At 58.5% G+C, this 15,330-nt stretch carries 17 protein-coding genes and 1 pseudogene; 14 read left to right on the top strand and 4 right to left on the bottom strand.

Annotated features, from left to right (window positions below; translation table 11 throughout):
• Position 1: 1 nt before the first annotated feature.
• The gene (locus WG219_03685) at positions 2 to 346 is read right to left on the bottom strand and encodes a hypothetical protein (protein ID WXL26590.1); all 345 of its coding nucleotides are present in this window, start codon (positions 344 to 346) and stop codon (positions 2 to 4) included.
• A gap of 260 nt (positions 347 to 606) precedes the next feature.
• Here WG219_03685 and WG219_03680 point away from each other — a divergent pair, with 260 nt between their 5' ends.
• The 13 genes from WG219_03680 to WG219_03620 all read left to right on the top strand — a co-directional run bounded on the left by WG219_03680 (position 607) and on the right by WG219_03620 (position 10,888).
• Positions 607 to 1,470: an MBL fold metallo-hydrolase gene (locus WG219_03680; protein ID WXL26589.1), complete on the top strand. Its 864-nt coding sequence runs from the start codon at positions 607 to 609 to the stop codon at positions 1,468 to 1,470.
• Positions 1,471 to 1,479: 9 nt separating this feature from the next.
• Positions 1,480 to 3,222: a bifunctional protein tyrosine phosphatase family protein/NAD(P)/FAD-dependent oxidoreductase gene (locus tag WG219_03675; GenBank protein ID WXL26588.1), complete on the top strand. Its 1,743-nt coding sequence runs from the start codon at positions 1,480 to 1,482 to the stop codon at positions 3,220 to 3,222.
• Positions 3,219 to 4,988 carry a sulfate permease gene (sulP, locus tag WG219_03670; GenBank protein WXL26587.1) on the top strand — a complete coding sequence of 590 codons (1,770 nt, stop codon included), beginning with the start codon at positions 3,219 to 3,221 and terminating at the stop codon, positions 4,986 to 4,988. The genes WG219_03675 and sulP overlap by 4 nt, the downstream gene beginning before the upstream one ends.
• The gene (locus WG219_03665) at positions 4,985 to 5,365 is read left to right on the top strand and encodes a rhodanese-like domain-containing protein (protein ID WXL26586.1); all 381 of its coding nucleotides are present in this window, start codon (positions 4,985 to 4,987) and stop codon (positions 5,363 to 5,365) included. Before sulP ends, WG219_03665 begins: the two co-directional genes overlap by 4 nt.
• 16 nt (positions 5,366 to 5,381) lie before the next feature.
• A complete protein-coding gene (locus tag WG219_03660; GenBank protein WXL26585.1) occupies positions 5,382 to 5,936 on the top strand; it encodes a rhodanese-like domain-containing protein in 555 nt (184 codons plus the stop codon).
• Between the two features lie 12 nt (positions 5,937 to 5,948).
• Positions 5,949 to 6,134, top strand: a complete 186-nt coding sequence (locus WG219_03655) for a DUF2892 domain-containing protein (GenBank protein WXL26584.1) — start codon at positions 5,949 to 5,951, stop codon at positions 6,132 to 6,134.
• A 166-nt stretch (positions 6,135 to 6,300) separates the two neighbouring features.
• Complete coding sequence (locus WG219_03650; protein ID WXL26583.1) at positions 6,301 to 6,789, top strand: Dps family protein; 489 nt, start codon at positions 6,301 to 6,303, stop codon at positions 6,787 to 6,789.
• 229 nt (positions 6,790 to 7,018) lie between these two features.
• On the top strand, positions 7,019 to 7,234 hold the full coding sequence (cydP, locus tag WG219_03645; GenBank protein ID WXL26582.1) for a cytochrome oxidase putative small subunit CydP: 216 nt from the start codon (positions 7,019 to 7,021) through the stop codon (positions 7,232 to 7,234).
• The gene (locus tag WG219_03640; GenBank protein ID WXL26581.1) at positions 7,231 to 8,796 is read left to right on the top strand and encodes a cytochrome ubiquinol oxidase subunit I; all 1,566 of its coding nucleotides are present in this window, start codon (positions 7,231 to 7,233) and stop codon (positions 8,794 to 8,796) included. The genes cydP and WG219_03640 overlap by 4 nt, the downstream gene beginning before the upstream one ends.
• Before the next feature lie 10 nt (positions 8,797 to 8,806).
• Positions 8,807 to 9,949 (top strand): cytochrome d ubiquinol oxidase subunit II, encoded by a 1,143-nt coding sequence (gene cydB, locus WG219_03635; protein WXL26580.1) that lies wholly within the window; start codon positions 8,807 to 8,809, stop codon positions 9,947 to 9,949.
• A 105-nt stretch (positions 9,950 to 10,054) separates the two neighbouring features.
• Complete coding sequence (gene cydX / locus WG219_03630) at positions 10,055 to 10,171, top strand: cytochrome bd-I oxidase subunit CydX (protein ID WXL26579.1); 117 nt, start codon at positions 10,055 to 10,057, stop codon at positions 10,169 to 10,171.
• The gene (locus WG219_03625; GenBank protein WXL26578.1) at positions 10,146 to 10,454 is read left to right on the top strand and encodes a cyd operon YbgE family protein; all 309 of its coding nucleotides are present in this window, start codon (positions 10,146 to 10,148) and stop codon (positions 10,452 to 10,454) included. The genes cydX and WG219_03625 overlap by 26 nt, the downstream gene beginning before the upstream one ends.
• Positions 10,455 to 10,489: 35 nt before the next feature.
• Positions 10,490 to 10,888, top strand: a complete 399-nt coding sequence (locus WG219_03620) for a group II truncated hemoglobin (protein ID WXL26577.1) — start codon at positions 10,490 to 10,492, stop codon at positions 10,886 to 10,888.
• Positions 10,889 to 11,255: 367 nt separating this feature from the next.
• On the opposite strand, the pseudogene WG219_03615 reads toward WG219_03620, so the two are convergent.
• The 3 genes and pseudogenes from WG219_03615 to WG219_03605 form a co-directional block, all read right to left on the bottom strand.
• Positions 11,256 to 11,980, bottom strand: a pseudogene (locus WG219_03615) (inovirus Gp2 family protein).
• 585 nt (positions 11,981 to 12,565) lie between these two features.
• A complete protein-coding gene (locus WG219_03610; GenBank protein ID WXL26576.1) occupies positions 12,566 to 12,796 on the bottom strand; it encodes an AlpA family transcriptional regulator in 231 nt (76 codons plus the stop codon).
• Between the two features lie 52 nt (positions 12,797 to 12,848).
• Positions 12,849 to 14,231, bottom strand: a complete 1,383-nt coding sequence (locus WG219_03605; GenBank protein ID WXL26575.1) for a hypothetical protein — start codon at positions 14,229 to 14,231, stop codon at positions 12,849 to 12,851.
• A 155-nt stretch (positions 14,232 to 14,386) separates the two neighbouring features.
• On the opposite strand from WG219_03605, the gene WG219_03600 reads away from it, so the two are divergent.
• Positions 14,387 to 15,070, top strand: a complete 684-nt coding sequence (locus WG219_03600) for a hypothetical protein (GenBank protein WXL26574.1) — start codon at positions 14,387 to 14,389, stop codon at positions 15,068 to 15,070.
• The last annotated feature ends 260 nt before the right edge of the window (positions 15,071 to 15,330 follow it).

The raw sequence follows: 15,330 nt of genomic DNA, 5'->3' as shown, positions 1-15,330 counted from the left end.
CTCAACCGCGTGCCATCAGCTGTGCGGTCACTGAACGCGGCACACTCATCTTCGACTGGGCAGATAAACGCTTTCGGCTCAAGCGCCGTCTGAGCACCACGACCAACAGCGTGCGTAACCACCTGCTCCAGACCCAGAATCCAGCGCCGGTTTTCGCCCCGGGGAGCAACTGGGAGGTACTGGCGGCAAACGCTGGCACGAAAGCTCTGTGGGGGCTTAGACGCAATGCCGCTCCGTTCTCATCAAGGTAGGCTGCGACCACCTCGGTGCAGAGATGGATTCGACTGGCGGGCAAGCTGGCAGTCAGTGTCGTGATCAGACGAGTCGTACCGCCTTCGATTCGCATTGCAGTATTACCCTCAAATAGACCACTACAAGCGCCCCTACAAACATCCACAGATCACCCATACCACCTCCTCAGCTGTAGACGGCACGCCCTGCAGCCACAGAAATAATGAATTAAATCCATATATTTCAATTGCTTAATCAGAGTAGAGCCCAAAGAACAAAGCCAAAAATTAATATTCTCTTTTATTCTAAGCATAGAACAGAAAATTAGGTATGCTCAAAAAAGATACCCCATGGGGTATGTATAGGAGCACAGCCATGCAACCCAAAGTCGATGCATTCTTTGATCCCGCCACGTTCACCTACAGCTACGTGGTCAGCGACCCCACCACCAAACACTGCGCCATTATTGATTCGGTACTGGACTACGACCCGGCATCCGGACGCACTTCCTTTGCCAGTGCCGACCGACTGATCGCCCATGTCCATGAACATAAACTGACCGTTGACTGGCTACTGGAAACCCATGTGCACGCCGATCACCTGTCAGCTGCGCCTTATCTGAAGCGTGAGCTGGGCGGAAAACTGGGCATCGGCGCCAACATCACCGTGGTACAGAACACTTTCGGCAAGCTGTTCAATGCTGGTTGTGAATTCGCCACCGATGGCAGCCAGTTCGATCATCTGTTCGCTGACGGCGACACCTTCACCATCGGCAGCATCAAAGCCCATGCCTTGCACACCCCTGGGCATACTCCTGCCTGCATGACTTATGTGATTGGCGATGCAGGATTTGTCGGCGACACCCTGTTCATGCCTGACTACGGCACCGCGCGTTGCGACTTCCCCGGTGGAAGCGCTCATACCCTGTATCAGTCAATCCGCAAGCTGTTCAGCTTGCCTGGCGAGACTCGCCTGTTCATGTGCCACGACTACAAGGCACCAGGACGAGACGATTACCGTTTTGAGACCACCGTTGCCGAGGAGCGCGCGCATAACGTGCATGTGCATGAAGGGATCAGCGAAGAAGACTTCGTTGCCATGCGCAGCAAGCGCGACGCCACCCTTGGCATGCCGACCCTGATTCTTCCCTCGGTTCAGGTCAATATGCGCGCAGGTCAACTCCCTCCCGCAGAGGAGAATGGCACCCGGTATCTGAAGATCCCGCTCGACGTGCTCTGAGGTGACGCTATGGACTCGCTCAAACGCCTGACACCCTTCATCGCCGTTGCGGCCCAACTGCAGCCAGCCGATATGGGCACGTTAGCCGCCGCCGGATTTCGCAGCGTAATCAACAATAGGCCAGACGGAGAGGGTGAGGGACAGCCCTCTTCTGCTGAGATGCAAGCTGCAGCCGAGGCTAGTGGCCTGGAGTACCATTTTTTACCGGTAGTATCCGGGCAGATCGGGGATGGTGACGTCAGCGCCTTCGGCGATCTGATAAACCAAGTTCGAGGCCCAGTGCTTGCCTTTTGCCGAACGGGAACTCGCTCGACTAGCCTGTGGGCACTGAGCGAAGCGCATCATCTTGATCCGCTCACCATCCTCGCTACAGCCCGCGATGCGGGCTACGACCTGACGGGGCTGGCACCCCGCCTAGAAGAGAGCTGGCAAAAGGCCGCCATCAGAGTGCCGCAGGCCAGCACGCCGCCCACTCAGCGCTATGACGTACTGGTAGTCGGTGGGGGAGCCGCCGGCTGTGCCGTTAGCGCCAGCCTTCTAAGACGCAATCCGGATCTGCGCATCGCCATCGTTGAGCCACGTGACCAGCACTACTACCAACCTGGTTGGACACTGGTAGGTGGCGGTATTTTCGACCGTGCCCGCACAGAGCGCGCCATGGGCCGTTGCATTCCTCAGGGCGCTCAATGGATTCGCGCTGCCGTGGCCGGGTTCGAGCCAGACCAGCAGAGAGTGGTATTGGAAGATGGCAACCGCATCGGCTATCGCGCACTGATTGTCTGCCCAGGTCTGACACTGAATTGGGACGCGATTGAAGGACTCAAATCCACACTGGGCAAACACGGTGTAACGTCCAACTACCAGTTCGAACTGGCGCCCTACACCTGGCAACTGGTACAGAGCCTGCGACAGGGTCGTGCCCTGTTCACCCAACCGCCAATGCCGATCAAATGTGCAGGCGCGCCGCAGAAAGCAATGTACCTTTCCTGCGACTGGTGGCTGAAAGAGGGCGTGCTGTCGAATATCGAAGTCGACTTCTGTTCAGCCGGTGCCGTGCTGTTCGGGGTACCGACCTTCGTGCCCCCCCTCATGCAGTATGTCGAGCGATACGGTGCTCACCTTAACTTCAACACCACTCTGCTTGCCGTCGACGGCCCCGGCCACAAGGCTTGGTTCAAGCAGGTCGATGCGCAAGGCAATAGCCAGGAGATCGAGAAGACCTTCGATTTCCTACACGCCGTACCGCCACAACGGGCTCCCGAATTTATCCGTCAGAGCCCACTGGCCAATGCAGACGGCTGGGTCGAAGCCGATCATGAGACCCTTCGCCACCCGCGCTTTGGCAATATCTTCAGCCTCGGCGATGTCTGTGCTGCCCCAAATGCCAAGACTGCTGCGGCAGTTCGGAAGCAGGCGCCAGTCGTCGCCGAGAACGTCCTTGCCGTGCTCGCAGGCAAAGGGCCGCGTGCACTCTACGACGGCTACGGCTCCTGCCCGCTAACGGTCGAGCGCGGCAAGGTGGTGCTTGCCGAGTTCGGTTATGGCGGCAAGCTACTACCTACATTCCCACTCGACCCGGCCGTACCTCGCCGCCTGGCATGGGACCTTAAAGTGAAGATGATGCCCAGCATCTATTTCGACATGATGCTGCGTGGGCGTGAGTGGCTAGCCGAACCCAAGCGTCTACCCCATGAGCCCCTGCCGGTGGAGGCTCCTGCCGCCTGTGACTTTGGACAGGACCCACGAAAATGAGCATCAGCCGCTGGCTGCCCTGCCTAGATTGGGGGCGTCAATACAACAGAAGCCACGCAGCCCAGGACAGCATGGCCGCCCTGATCGTCACGCTGATGCTGATACCTCAAAGCCTGGCATATGCCATGCTCGCCGGCTTACCACCTGTGCATGGACTGTACGCCAGCCTACTACCATTGATGCTCTACGCCATTTTTGGTTCCAGCCGTACCCTGGCGGTTGGCCCGGTGGCTGTAGTGTCACTGATGACGGCCGCCGCGCTACAGCCGCTGTTTCCGCAAGGAGGCCCCAGTTACATTGCTGCAGCCATGCTACTAGCAATGATGTCTGGCCTGATCCTGACCTTGATGGCGGTTTTGCGCTTGGGCTTCTTCGCCAACTTTCTCAGTCACCCGGTGATTTCAGGTTTTATCAGCGCCTCGGGCTTACTGATCGCCATAGGTCAACTGAAGCATGTGCTGGGTATCTCCGTCTCGGGGGAAAGTCTTGTACAACTGATTCCCGGACTGTTCAGCGCGCTGCCGGACACGCATGGGCCAACATTGCTGATTGGCCTGCTCAGCCTTAGCTGGCTCTGGTGGGCGCGCAGCCAGCTGAAGCCACTGTTGCAGAAGCTAGGCCTAAATGCCCAGGTGGCTGCCAATATGGCCAAGGCGGGGCCCGTACTGGCCATTGTGATGACGATTCTTGCCGTCAGTGTGCTGCATCTTGATCAGAGTGGCGTCAAGGTCGTAGGGACTATTCCCCAAGGGCTGCCGGCCTTCAGCCTGCCGGAATTGGATTGGCGGCTGGCATTACAACTGTTACCAGCAGCTTTGCTGATTAGCCTGGTCGGCTTCGTCGAATCAGTATCGGTCGGCCAGACCCTGGCGGCAAAACGCCGCCAGCGCATTGACCCGGACAGTGAACTGTTGGGTTTAGGCACAGCCAATCTGAGTGCGGCCTTCAGCGGCGGCTTCCCCGTTACGGGAGGCTTCGCCCGCTCGGTGGTCAACTATGACGCCGGCGCACAAACGCCCATGGCTGGTGTCTTCACTGCAGTCGGGATTGCCCTCAGCGCGCTACTGCTGACGCCGCTACTGCACAACCTTCCTCAAGCGGTACTGGCCGCCACCATCATTGTCGCAGTGCTCAGCCTCGTCGATCTAGGCTCATTGAAACGAACCTGGCAGTATTCCAAGCAGGATGGACTGGCCCAACTCGCCACCTTGCTGGGCGTAATGTTTATCGGCGTTGAAGCCGGCATCCTGATTGGCGTTGGCCTTTCTCTGCTGCTGTTTCTGTACCGCACCAGCAAGCCGCACATGGCCGTTGTCGGCCAAGTTCCGGGGACCGAACACTTTCGCAATGTGCAGCGCTTTGACGTGATCGAATCACCAAGCGTTCTTTCCCTTAGGGTCGATGAAAGCCTCTACTTCCCCAATGCGCGCTACTTGGAAGAACGCATCAGCGAGCTGATCGCAGCACGCCCGCAGGTACGACATTTGGTGCTGATGTGCCCAGGAGTCAACCTGATCGATGCCAGCGCCCTGGACTCTCTGGAGGCTATCGCCGAACGCCTGAACATCGCTGGGGTGCAACTGCACCTGTCCGAAGTCAAAGGGCCGGTCATGGATCAACTGCGCCGCTCGGATTTTCTGGAGCGCTTCGGCGGCCAGGTTTTCATAAGTCAGTACCAGGCTCTGAAAACCTTGGCGCCAGAGCTGACACTCAGCACCTTGGAACACAGTCACTCATTCGCTGCATCCAATAGGAGAAACCCATGAAGACCGCGCATGACCTGGTGGAGGAAGCCCGCCAACATATCGACGAAGTCAGCCCGGAGGCTGCAGAAACGCTGATGCGCGAAGCAGACGCAGTGATTGATGTACGCGAACCCGATGAGTACCAGTCAGGACATATCCCCGGCGCCATCAATATTCCACGCGGCCTGCTGGAGTTCAGGCTCAGCAACAGCCCTGAGCTGGCGGCCCGAGATCTGAATGTCATTCTGTACTGCAAGACCAGCGGCCGCGCTGCACTGGCTGCCCGTAGCCTGGCAGATATGGGCTACCTGCAGGTTAGATCAATTGAGGGGGGCTACGACGCCTGGCATGAGGCGGGCAAGCCCATCGCCCGCCCTACGCTCCCACCTTTCGAATGACATAAGGAGAAAAGGTATGAAAGCTCTGATCATGGCCACGCTGCTGGCTCTTCTAAGTCTTCCGGCTATGGCTGATACCGACATTGGCATCAGTGCTCAGGACACCTACGCCAAACTCGGTCAAGGGGAAGCCAAGCTACTGTTCATCGATGTCAGGGATCCGGTGGAAATCATGTTCGTGGGCTTCACCGATGCAGTAGACATCAATATTCCTTACCTGCTGGTGGACCGCACCACTTGGGATGATGAGCGGGGCTCCTACAAGGTGGCGCAAAATCCCCGCTTCATCGAAGAGGTGCGCGCAGCACTCAAAGAGCGCGGCCTGAGTACTGACGCCGAAATCATCACCATGTGCCGCTCCGGCAGCGAGCGTGGCAAGCCAAGTGCGGACTTCTTACGAGCCAATGGATTTCCCAATGCGCGCTATGTAATCGACGGCTTCCAAGGGCCTGCACTCAAGGAAGGACCGCAAGCTGGTTTCCGCCTGCAAGGCGGCTGGCAGAACAGCGGCCTGCCATGGAGCGCCAAGATGAACCCTCTCAAGATGTACCGTGCCAATAACAGTCTTTAATGGAGTTCGATCATGAAGAAAAACGTAGGTGGTATCGACAGGCTCATTCGCATTCTGGCCGGGGTGGCGCTCATCCTCTGGGCAGTACTGGGTGGCCCCATTTGGGCATGGATTGGCGTACTGCCACTGGCCACTGGCGCCTTGAGCTGGTGCCCGGCGTATAGCCTTGTAGGTATCAAAACCTGCCCAAGGCAATAACTGAGGTTGAAGCAGGATGCCTTGTGCTGAATAGCGAGTGCAGTAGAAGTGCTAGCGTCTCGGTTTCCACTAAGCAGAAACCAAGGGTCAATTTTTCACTCGTGCTAACACCTCTGCTGCAAGTTTTTCCAGACAGATCACCACTCAGCCAAAAAAGGAAATGAAGATGGCAAGTAAGAAGATCAAGCCCATCGATATAGGCATCAGCAGCGCTGATCGCACAAAAATCGTCAAAGGCCTATCTGCCCTGTTGGCAGACAGTTACACGCTGTATCTGATGACTCACAATTTCCACTGGAACGTAACGGGCCCGCAGTTCAACGGCCTCCATCAGATGTTCATGCTGCAATACACCGAGCAGTGGAATGCACTGGACATGATCGCCGAGCGTATTCGCGCTCTGGGGCACCCCGCTCCGGGCACGTACAAGGAGTTCGTCAAGCTGGCATCCATCAAGGAAGTCGAAGGCGTGCCCAAAGCGGATGACATGGTTCGCCACCTCGTGGAGGCTCAGGAAGCGACGGCGCGCACTGCACGCAAGCTTTTCCCCACGGTGACAGCGGCCGATGATCAGCCCACTGCCGACCTGCTCACGCAGCGCTTGGAAGTCCACGAGAAGACTGCCTGGATGCTGCGCAGCCTGCTTGAGGAATAACTCCCGGCGGATGCTTGGCTTTCCTGCAAGCGACTGATACGCTTGTAGGAGAGCCTCGATACCAATTCCCGATACAGCCGTAGATGCTCGCCTTAAACAGCAAAGGGCTTTGACTCGAATCAAAACCCTAAAATACCCCCGCCAGTATTCTTAACATCAAGTAGATGATGGGGGCGTGAGGTTGAACTGAAGCACTTTTTTGCCGCCCAGATTCCTCCGGTGAACCAAAATGAGTAAAGCCGCCCCCCGATCACCCTGGCGCCTCCCGCTGGTACGGGAAATCACCGCCATCCTGCTGATCAAACTGGCCCTGCTGCTCGGCATCAAGGCCATCTGGTTCGACCAACCGACCCTGCCTGAAAACGGCACCGAACGCCTGGACAGCCACCTGTTCAGCCGTCCTGCCACACCGTCTTCCCCCCTTGCCGAGGAGACCCCGAGATGATCTCGGAAACCGTCGTCGACCTGTCGCGTCTGCAATTCGCCATGACCGCGATGTACCACTTCCTGTTCGTGCCCCTGACGCTGGGCCTGGCCTTCCTGCTTGCCATCATGGAGTCGGTCTACGTCATGACCGGCAAGCAGGTCTACAAGGACATGGTCAAGTTCTGGGGCAAGCTGTTCGGCATCAACTTCGCCCTCGGCGTCACCACCGGGCTGACCATGGAGTTCCAGTTCGGCACCAACTGGGCCTACTACAGCCACTACGTGGGCGACATCTTCGGCGCGCCGCTGGCCATCGAGGGGCTGATGGCGTTCTTCCTCGAATCCACCTTCATCGGCCTGTTCTTCTTCGGCTGGGACCGCCTGTCCAAGGTGCAGCACCTGGCCGTGACCTGGCTGGTGGCCATCGGCTCGAACCTCTCGGCACTGTGGATCCTGATCGCCAACGGCTGGATGCAGAACCCGGTCGGCGCGGAGTTCAACTACGAAACCATGCGCATGGAGCTGACCGACTTCGGTGCCCTGCTGTTCAACCCGGTGGCGCAGGTCAAGTTCGTCCACACCGTGGCGGCCGGCTACGTCACCGGGGCGATCTTCGTCCTGGCGATCTCCAGCTACTACCTGCTGAAGAAGCGTGACCTGGGCTTCGCCCGCCGTTCATTCGCCATCGCCTCGGCCTTCGGCCTGGCCTCGATCCTCTCGGTCATCGTGCTGGGCGACGAGTCCGGCTACGAGATCGGCGACGTGCAGAAGACCAAGCTGGCGGCCATCGAGGCCGAGTGGGAAACCCACCCCGCGCCGGCCGGTTTCACCCTGTTCGGACTGCCCAACCAGGAGGAAATGCGCACCGATTACGCGGTGAAGATTCCCTACGCGCTGGGCCTGATCGCCACCCGTTCGCTGGATACCGAGGTCAAGGGCATCAAGCAGCTGGTGGCCGAGCATGAGCTGCGCATCCGCAACGGCATGCAGGCCTATGCCCTGCTGGAGCAGCTGCGCAGTGGCGACAAGAGCGCCGCAACCATTGCCGCGTTCGAAGCGGTCAAGCAGGACCTGGGCTACGGCCTGCTGCTGAAGAAGTACACCGCCAAGGTGGTGGACGCCAGCGACGCGCAGATCAAGCAGGCCGCGCTGGACACCATCCCCAACGTGTTCAGCCTGTTCTGGACCTTCCGCATCATGGTCGCCTGCGGCTTCCTCATGCTGGCGCTGTTCGCCTGCGCCTTCTGGGCCTCGGCGCGCAAGAACGAGGAGCGCAAGCCCTGGCTGCTGAAGTGGGCGTTGCTCAGCCTGCCGCTGCCGTGGATCGCCGCGCAGACCGGCTGGTACGTGGCCGAGCATGGCCGCCAGCCCTGGTCCATCGGTGAAGTGCTGCCCACCCACCTGTCCGCCTCCAGCCTGTCGGCCGGCGACGTGTGGGGTTCGCTGACCGCGCTGATCGCCTTCTACAGCCTGCTGCTGGTGGTGGAGATGTACCTGATGATCAAGTTCGCCCGCCTCGGCCCGTCCAGCCTGCACACCGGGCGTTACCACTTCGAACAACAGCAGCCGGCCGCCGCCTGAGGAGACAACCATGTTCGACTATGAAAGCCTCAAGCTGATCTGGTGGGTGCTGGTCGGCGTGCTGCTGATCGGCTTCGCGCTGACCGACGGCTTCGACATGGGCGCCATGGCGCTGATGCCCTTCGTCGGCAAGACCGACAACGAGCGCCGGGTGGCGATCAACACCATCGCGCCGCACTGGGATGGCAACCAGGTGTGGTTCATCACCGCCGGAGGCGCGCTGTTCGCCGCCTGGCCGCTGGTCTACGCGGTAGCCTTCTCCGGGCTGTATTGGGCGATGCTGCTGGTGCTGTTCGCGCTGTTCTGTCGCCCGGTCGGCTTCGACTACCGCAGCAAGCTGGAAAACCAGAAGTGGCGCAGCGCTTGGGACTGGGCGCTTTTCGTAGGCGGCGCGGCCCCTGCGCTACTGTTCGGTGTGGCCTTCGGCAACCTGTTCCTCGGCCTGCCGTTCCGCCTCGACGATCTGATGCGCTCCACCTACGAGGGTTCGTTCTTCGCCCTGCTGCACCCGTTCGCCCTGCTCGCCGGGGTGGTCAGCCTGAGCATGCTCTGTGCCCATGGTGGCGCCTGGCTGATGATGCGTACCGACGCCGATCTGTACCAGCGCTCGCGCAGGGCTACCCAGCTGTGCGCGCTGGTGTTCCTGATTGCCTTCGCCGGCGCAGGGGCCTGGCTGGCGCTGGGCATCCAGGGCTTCAGCCTGGTCGGCGGCTCCGCCGATCTGGGCGCGGCGCTCAACCCGCTGCACAAGCAGGTAAGCCTCAACAACAGCGGCTGGCTGGCCAACTACGCGCAGTACCCGCTGACCCGCATCGCCCCGCTGGCGGGCCTGGCTGGCGGTGTACTGGCGCTGCTCGGCGCGCTGTTCAGCCGAGGCGGCGTGGCCTTCCTCGGTAGCAGCCTGGCCATCGTCGGCACCATCTGCACTGCGGGCTTCGCGCTGTTCCCCTTCGTCTTCCCGTCCAGCCTCGACCCGGCGTCGAGCCTGACCGTATGGGACGCTGTGTCCAGCCACAAGACCCTGGGCATCATGCTGGTGGTGGCGGGCATCTTCGTCCCGCTGATCCTGCTCTACACCCTGTGGTGCTACACCCGCATGTGGGGCCGGCTGACCGACCAGACCATCGAAAGCAACCCGCACGGCCTGTACTGAAACCCCGAACCGTAGGAGCTCGTTTGCTGGCGATCATCACACGGCATCGCGAACAAACTTGCTCCTATCCGATCAATGCCCACTCAGGGCCAAGGAGAACGACAGATGTGGTACTTCACCTGGATTCTCGGCGTGCTGCTGGCCTGCAGCTTCGGCATCATCAATGCCCTATGGCTGGAGACCACGCAGAACCTCGATGAGGAACCGGTCGGTGACGACTGAGGTCCGCCCCCTGCTGCGGCGCCCATGGAGCCGGGCGCTGTCGCTGCTGCTGGCCAGCCCGCTGGCCTTGCTGCTGCTAATTCACCCTGCGGCCTACCTGGACGATCAGGGCGGTTACAGCCACAGCCTGCTGATGCTGGTGATGCTCGGCATCAGCGGCGGCTTCGTCCACGGCGTCGGTTTCGATCCGTACAGCCGACTGTGGCGCACGATTTTCCATCCGCTGGGCTGCTGGCTGCTCCTCGGCCTTGGCTACCTGATCCTATGGCGGGCGCAGGGCTGATCCTGCGCCGGCACCTTCCGCTGCAAGAGGCCCTCATGGCAATCGCATCCGAATTAATCCCCTATCAGCAACTGGGCGGGGACCAGCCGCTGCGCCAGCTGGTTGATCGCTTCTACGACCTGATGTTCAGTGAGCAGGGCGTTGAGATCGTGCGCGACATGCACAACCCCGACACCCGCGAGATCCGCGATAGGTTCTTCGACTTTCTCAGCGGCTGGCTCGGCGGCCCCCAGCGCTTCATCGAAAAGCACGGCCATCCGCGCCTGCGCGCCCGGCATTTGCCGTTCTCTATTGGAAAGAGCGAGCGCGACCAGTGGCTGCACTGCATGAATCTGGCGCTGGACGACACGCCGATGGATGCCGAGCTGCGTGCCTACCTGAAAGATGCCTTCGCCAAGACCGGAGATTTCCTGCGCAACCGGGGTGAAGCATGAGCGAGCAGCCGAAAGTCCCCGCTGCCCCACCAGCGCTGGAGCCGAAGAAGCAGTTCATCGTTGGCGCTAGTTGGAAGGCTGGTTTTTCGGGTGCCTATGTAAACTGTGTCAATCTATGTTGAGCTGGGAGAGTGATGTGATTGGCATGAGCCCCCAATTTCTGGGGGGGGGTAATGTGTCAAACTATGTTGTCAACATCCAGCGCTGGCTGATTCCGTTCGTATACCGACAGATAATGCTGCCGGCAGCGCTCTCCATTTTCCGTCATCCCGCAGCGCTCTCGTCAGCATTTTATTCCTGGACGGAGCCTAAACCATCGGCAGGCCAGGACTCCATGGGCACGACGCTATTGCGCAGCAGGTAGGAACTACCCTCGGCTGGTTCCGAATCCCCGCTGACGATCCCCGTAGGACTTGGTCGCTTTCTTACACAGGTAGCTGGCCCGGTAGAACAGATCCGGTAGCTCATCAACAAGAACCTTGTGTTCTGACCATGCAACCTTCCGCATACGGGGATGCCGATCTATCCGATACGTTGGATTTTCGGGGATATGTACCAGCCCATCGACTTCAGACATCAACAACCCCAGCGCACTGGCCCATGACTCTTCTATGCGGCTGATCATGTTGACCCTCTCTGAGCCCAGCAGCCCTAGGGTGTAATAGGCATCACGGTTAAGCAGGATCAGCAGGTGATAATGCTGGCGGCCTCCTGACCGATCTCTCTCGACCAGACGTACCGTACTTTGCAACCACGCGAGTAGCCACGCTCAGCCACCCGCTCCTGGTGGTACTGGATCTTCTTCGTAAACGATTCGAAGAACCGGCTGATGACCTGATTCGTATAGGCGAAGTCGGGTAGCTCGATACCTTGGGGTAGCCTGAGATCCACCCTGAACGCCAGCACCCTCGGATACTCAGCCAAAGCCAGGTCGATGGTGCGCTTGAGCTCAGACAGGTACTCCCGAATAAAGGGGCCTACTTCGCTCTGAATGGGAAAGCCCTCGAAGGTATCCCCGTAGTGCAGGTGGAGGTTGGGATTGTCAGGGTGACGGAGTGGAAAGCGCTGGGTGGTATTGGTATCGCTGAACATGGTTATGACCTCTCATGGTTGAGTTTCATAAGCCATGCCTGCGGAGTTTTAATTTACTGGATACCTTTCCCTGCCTGATCACCCTCGACTGGATGCTCGGTGACGAAGCTCATCCGCGATGAATGGGTAGCTGGTCTCCCGTGGTGAACTGATCGTGTTGCTTGGTGGTTGGTAGATCCCCGGATAATTGCCCCTTCAGATAGTGCTTCAGTGCCAGATGATTAAGCCCCTCCAGGTACATGGGATCTGGTCGGTGATGCTTGCTACTGCACGGTTAGTGAGGCAAGAACCCTTCGGGTAGGAATAGCTAGTAAAAGCATACTACCCACACCGCAACTGACAGCTCCGGCTGGCTCGGAAAAATCCACCCTGTGCACCCAGCCGCAACGGCATTTTATGCTGAAGACGTATTCCGGACATAAACCAGACCAAAAGCCCATGGAGACCGATGCCTAGCCAGAGTCTGCCGGATCGATGGGGAGCAACATCGCTCCGGCTTTCTGAAGATCGCCGAGCAGCCAGAATCAGGCAGCCGGCATAAGCGCCATGACCAGCTCCGACTGGTCATGGCACAGGTGGTCAGTTCTAGCTGGCCATGCTCAGGTGGCCGGTGGAACGTACTGCAGTACCCTCGGCCAGGTCCCGCTCCTCGATCCTTGCCAGGATCCAATCATGCACCTCGCTGTCGACCCAGCCGACGCAGCGGTCCCCCAGCGAGACGGGCTTCGGGAAGGTGCCCTCCCCGATGTATTTGTAGATGGTCGACCGGGCAAGACCAGTCGAATCGATGACTTCTTTCAGGCGGATGATCCTCATGAGCAGGCTCCTCTGTTAGCTCAGAAGATCTGCAGGGGTGGTAAAAAATGACTTACCGTTTCAGTAACCGCCGCGCTGGCGGCGTCAACAACCCGCAATAGAGGCGATAGTCCAGCGGCACCTCCGTTTCTGCCCCCCAGTGTTCTGGGTTGACGTCACCGCGTGAGTCCTCCCGCAGAATCGTGCATATCGATGCCTCTGTCGGCCGTGGCTGCAGAAGCAGCGCAATGACTTCATCCCCTTCGCTCTGCAAAACCGGCAAAATGCAGAGTTGAGCCAAGTCAAACCCTATCCAATTTGCCACACCAAACCTGGCTCTGTAGGCCTGGGCGATCTCCACTGCCAGCTTGTAGAAATGGCTGAGAATTTCCCGCCACGCCCCATCAGGCTCCACGCCTGCCCCGCCATAGCCAGCCGGAGGCTGTAGGTCCGCCTCAATACGATCGCGCAGCCAGTCATAATCCCCCTCACCGTCACGGGCCAGATCATTCCAGTGGCGCGAGAGCAATTCGGACGCGCATCGATAGAGCATGAGCCGCAAGACATCAAAAACAGGTCGCCGCTCACGAGCTAGAAAGTGAAGAACCGTCTTGGGCGTCTCGGGGCGATTCAGCGGTGGCAGGGAACTACGAAATCCAAGCACATCTCGCCACAACACGTCGAAAGTATCATTCCGAACTTTGGACTGCGGCAGCCAGTGCACCAGAACCGCCCCCACCTCGCACAAGCCATAGCCTGGATGATTTAGGTTGAGGAAATACGTGCTGCTGACCTTCTTGGTACGAAAAACAGAACTCGTAACTCCAGGTACATAGCTGCGGATCAAACCCAGCCCTCTGAGGCGCTGGAGCCGATGACTCAAACTCTCGGAGTCGAGCCCTGTCAGCTGCCTCAATTCCAGGTTGCTAAGACCCACCACAACACCAAATTGATCGGCATTCGCCAGCAATGCCCCCAGCAGCAATCGATTGCAGATGCTCAACCTGCTACGACCCCCTGGAGGCGCAGGTTTTCCATGCTTGGTGACAATCGCGCTTTCTTTCCGAGGCTTCGGCTGCGCACCCGATATTTCCGCAGGGATATCCGCTTCAGAAAAGAGCCGCTGCATATGTTCCGAGTGGAGGGCATGTGAGCATTGCTGACCCTCCGGAAGCACCAGTGACTGTGGTGCAACTTGATAGCTGACCTTTGGCCGACCTTTGCCGGTGGAGGCCGACTCGATACGCTCCACCAGGCCAGCCGCCACAAGCTCTCCCAACGCCGCAGTAACTGTTCCCTCCACCATATGCAGCTGCTTCGCAAGCAGCTTGCTTCGGATGTACTCGCCCTCACACCTACCAAGCGAGCTATCCCTTGCAATGGCTTCCAAGATGAATCGCGCCTCCGGCTCGCAGCCTGTCAGCCGATCCAGAACAGCCTGTATCTTGAGAGACATGCTCAAATATCTCTGATAAAAAATACAGATTATACACCCTGTACAAAACCAATCAGAGTTATATGTAACGTTACGAGTAACACAAAGCTATTAATGGCGAAACGAAGGGGTTCAGACCTAGAATGAACCAACAGAATCAGCGGGGAGGACGAGAGATGGGAGGCACTGCAGGCAGGCCCAAATGGCTGCGAAACGATGGAGGCGAGTGGGAATGGGTTTATAAGTACATGCGGCAAGCCACAGACCTAGGCATAAAAACCAGCTTCAGACACGCAACAAGGGGAAGGGCACCCAGCTACGAAATGGTCGCGGACGCGATTGCATACCTGCAGGAAACTCGTGACGGCTTGGAGTTCGTGACGAGACTGAGGAATGCTCTTCGACAGCATCGACATCGTTCAGTGAATTCAGAAAAAAACAGAAAGCCCTACTCGTTTACGCTCCCGGTTGAGACTAAGAAGGCCATAAGCGTCCAGGCAAAAAAACTGAAGATGTCCGGGGAAGAGTTAGTCGCAGACCTCCTCAGTGGCGCTGAAAAATCGCTTGAGGAGCACCGCAAGCGCGAACAGGCCCTGCAAGACGCCCTGGCGTACGAGCGTAAACGCCGCACTCAACTCGACGAGCGCTGGAAGGTGAAGCATGACGAAGCCATCAAACAGATCGAGCGACTGGCTACCGTACTAACCATGTGGGAACTCACCTCAGGGCAGGCCGACCCTGGCTTCGATGGGGACGAAGCCAGGCTTCAATCTGAGACGAAGAAAAAGGTCAGCGGCATTAAGAAGGCCATAACCGATGCCCTCAAAATGCATGCATTGCTGGAGGCAAGGCTGATCTGAGAGCCCCTTCCCGATCCAGGGCTCAGCCAGCGTGTGGGTCAGAGTGTGGGTCAAAATAAATTTCGATTATGAGTTTCAATAAAATCAGATAGATAAGCAAAAAGAAAACCGGCCACAAGCCGGCTTTTTTATTGCCTGTATCCCGTTGTACTAGGATGCCTCGATAAGAAGTAACAGAAGCCAAAACCTGAGTGCCGCGAGAGCAAGCAGTTTAAAAGCGCATCAAGAAGCTTGAACAGCAACTGTTGTTTAAGCGTTTG

It is taken from the genome of Pseudomonas mendocina (genome assembly GCA_037482215.1).
GTDB lineage: Bacteria > Pseudomonadota > Gammaproteobacteria > Pseudomonadales > Pseudomonadaceae > Aquipseudomonas > Aquipseudomonas mendocina_E.
This window is presented reverse-complemented; position numbering and strand designations above follow the sequence as displayed.

Coding starts and splice junctions, on each gene's coding strand:
- WG219_03620 (WXL26577.1), top strand. CDS start 10,490: ATGGCAATCGCATCCGAATTAATCCCCTATCAGCAACTGGGCGGGGAC.
- WG219_03675 (WXL26588.1), top strand. CDS start 1,480: ATGGACTCGCTCAAACGCCTGACACCCTTCATCGCCGTTGCGGCCCAA.
- cydP (WXL26582.1), top strand. CDS start 7,019: ATGAGTAAAGCCGCCCCCCGATCACCCTGGCGCCTCCCGCTGGTACGG.
- WG219_03640 (WXL26581.1), top strand. CDS start 7,231: ATGATCTCGGAAACCGTCGTCGACCTGTCGCGTCTGCAATTCGCCATG.
- WG219_03685 (WXL26590.1), bottom strand. CDS start 346: ATGCGAATCGAAGGCGGTACGACTCGTCTGATCACGACACTGACTGCC.
- WG219_03610 (WXL26576.1), bottom strand. CDS start 12,796: ATGAGGATCATCCGCCTGAAAGAAGTCATCGATTCGACTGGTCTTGCC.
- WG219_03600 (WXL26574.1), top strand. CDS start 14,387: ATGGGAGGCACTGCAGGCAGGCCCAAATGGCTGCGAAACGATGGAGGC.
- WG219_03680 (WXL26589.1), top strand. CDS start 607: ATGCAACCCAAAGTCGATGCATTCTTTGATCCCGCCACGTTCACCTAC.
- WG219_03665 (WXL26586.1), top strand. CDS start 4,985: ATGAAGACCGCGCATGACCTGGTGGAGGAAGCCCGCCAACATATCGAC.
- WG219_03625 (WXL26578.1), top strand. CDS start 10,146: ATGAGGAACCGGTCGGTGACGACTGAGGTCCGCCCCCTGCTGCGGCGC.
- sulP (WXL26587.1), top strand. CDS start 3,219: ATGAGCATCAGCCGCTGGCTGCCCTGCCTAGATTGGGGGCGTCAATAC.
- WG219_03650 (WXL26583.1), top strand. CDS start 6,301: ATGGCAAGTAAGAAGATCAAGCCCATCGATATAGGCATCAGCAGCGCT.
- WG219_03605 (WXL26575.1), bottom strand. CDS start 14,231: ATGTCTCTCAAGATACAGGCTGTTCTGGATCGGCTGACAGGCTGCGAG.
- cydX (WXL26579.1), top strand. CDS start 10,055: ATGTGGTACTTCACCTGGATTCTCGGCGTGCTGCTGGCCTGCAGCTTC.
- cydB (WXL26580.1), top strand. CDS start 8,807: ATGTTCGACTATGAAAGCCTCAAGCTGATCTGGTGGGTGCTGGTCGGC.
- WG219_03660 (WXL26585.1), top strand. CDS start 5,382: ATGAAAGCTCTGATCATGGCCACGCTGCTGGCTCTTCTAAGTCTTCCG.
- WG219_03655 (WXL26584.1), top strand. CDS start 5,949: ATGAAGAAAAACGTAGGTGGTATCGACAGGCTCATTCGCATTCTGGCC.